General features: G+C 43.0%; 2 protein-coding genes. Both read left to right on the forward strand.

The genetic code is table 11. From position 1 onward, the window contains the following. Positions 1-69 precede the first annotated feature (69 nt). On the forward strand, positions 70-360 hold the full coding sequence (locus LUA86_RS19180; protein ID WP_231465802.1) for a transposase: 291 nt from the start codon (positions 70-72) through the stop codon (positions 358-360). Further along, on the forward strand, positions 345-1,220 hold the full coding sequence (locus LUA86_RS19185; protein ID WP_231465803.1) for an IS3 family transposase: 876 nt from the start codon (positions 345-347) through the stop codon (positions 1,218-1,220). Before LUA86_RS19180 ends, LUA86_RS19185 begins: the two co-directional genes overlap by 16 nt. Positions 1,221-1,305: the final 85 nt, after the last annotated feature.

Below are 1,305 nucleotides of genomic sequence, written 5' to 3' on the forward strand. Positions count from 1 at the left end.
TGGAGTTGCTACATTTGACTGGAGGAATTTAGTCGTCAGATTTAGAAAGAAACTTTTAAATTTGATTATATGAGCAGACGAATGTTTGATGAATCCTTCAGGAAGATGGCAGTAGAGCTTTCTTACACAAAAGGATCTGTAAAAGAGGTAGCTGATGAGTTAGGCGTTAGCCAGACTCTCTTGAGTAAATGGAGACAACGGGAATCAGATTCCAGTCAAGTAGTAGCCGGATTGACTGAAGACCAGAAAATGATAAAAAAGCTGCGAAAAGAGCTAAAAGATGCCCAAATGGAACGCGATATTTTAAAAAAGGCGGTCGGCATCTTTTCCAAGGGAGACGGGAGATATTCGGATTTATAAGAGAGCACCGAAGAATATTTCCAGTTGAAATGATGTGTAGGGTATTTCAGGTTAGCAGCAGTAGTTTGTATTATTGGCTAAAGCACCCCAAGAGTAAACGTGAGGCTGAAAGCGACTCGTTGCTGGAGGAGATCTGTGAGTTGCACCATGCCAGCAAGAAAGTCTACGGGAGTCCGAGGATTGCTGCCAAGCTCGCTGAGAAAGGCATTCACGCTTCAAGGCCCAGGGTAGCCAGGATAATGCGCAAAGCGGGTATACAGAGTGTTATACGCAAGAAATGGACAAGTACGACGGACTCAGATCATGTGCACCCCGTAGCAGAAAACGTTCTTAACAGAGATTTTTCGGCTTCAAGACCAGGAGAAAAATGGGTCTCGGACCTTACCTATATCCGTACTGGGGCCGGATGGGTTTACCTGACAACGGTTATCGATCTTGCGGATAGAAAGGTGATTGGCTGGGCCCTGAGCGATAATATGGAGGCCAAGAACACAACGGTCAGCGCATTCCAGATGGCAAGGGCCAATAGGAAAATTGGAGATACGCTAATATTCCACTCTGATCGGGGGGTTCAGTATGCCTGTTCAGAGTTTAGGCAGCAGTTGGTGGGATCACCAATAATCCAGAGTATGAGCCGAAAGGGAAACTGTTGGGATAATGCAGTTGCAGAAAGTTTCTTCAAAACGATGAAGACTGAGATGGTTTATCAAAAAACCTTCAAAACTAAAAAGCAAGCATACCTGGCGATCTTTGAGTATATAGAAGTTTGGTACAATAGGAAAAGAATCCATTCCTCATTAGGTTATTTGACTCCTTTAGAGTTTGAAAAAACGATGAGGAACAGCAAAAAAGCCGCATAAATTGCATCCAGAGGAATCTAAATAAATGCATCTCAAAAAAAAATATCTGACGAAACAAAATCTCTAGTGTACTATTGCAATTCCA

Source organism: Pedobacter sp. Leaf132, from assembly GCF_920984695.1.
Taxonomy (GTDB): Bacteria; Bacteroidota; Bacteroidia; order Sphingobacteriales; family Sphingobacteriaceae; genus Pedobacter.

What these genes read in the sequence shown, in the direction of transcription:
- LUA86_RS19180 (WP_231465802.1), top strand. Translation starts at nt 70, where the DNA reads ATGAGCAGACGAATGTTTGATGAATCCTTCAGGAAGATGGCAGTAGAG.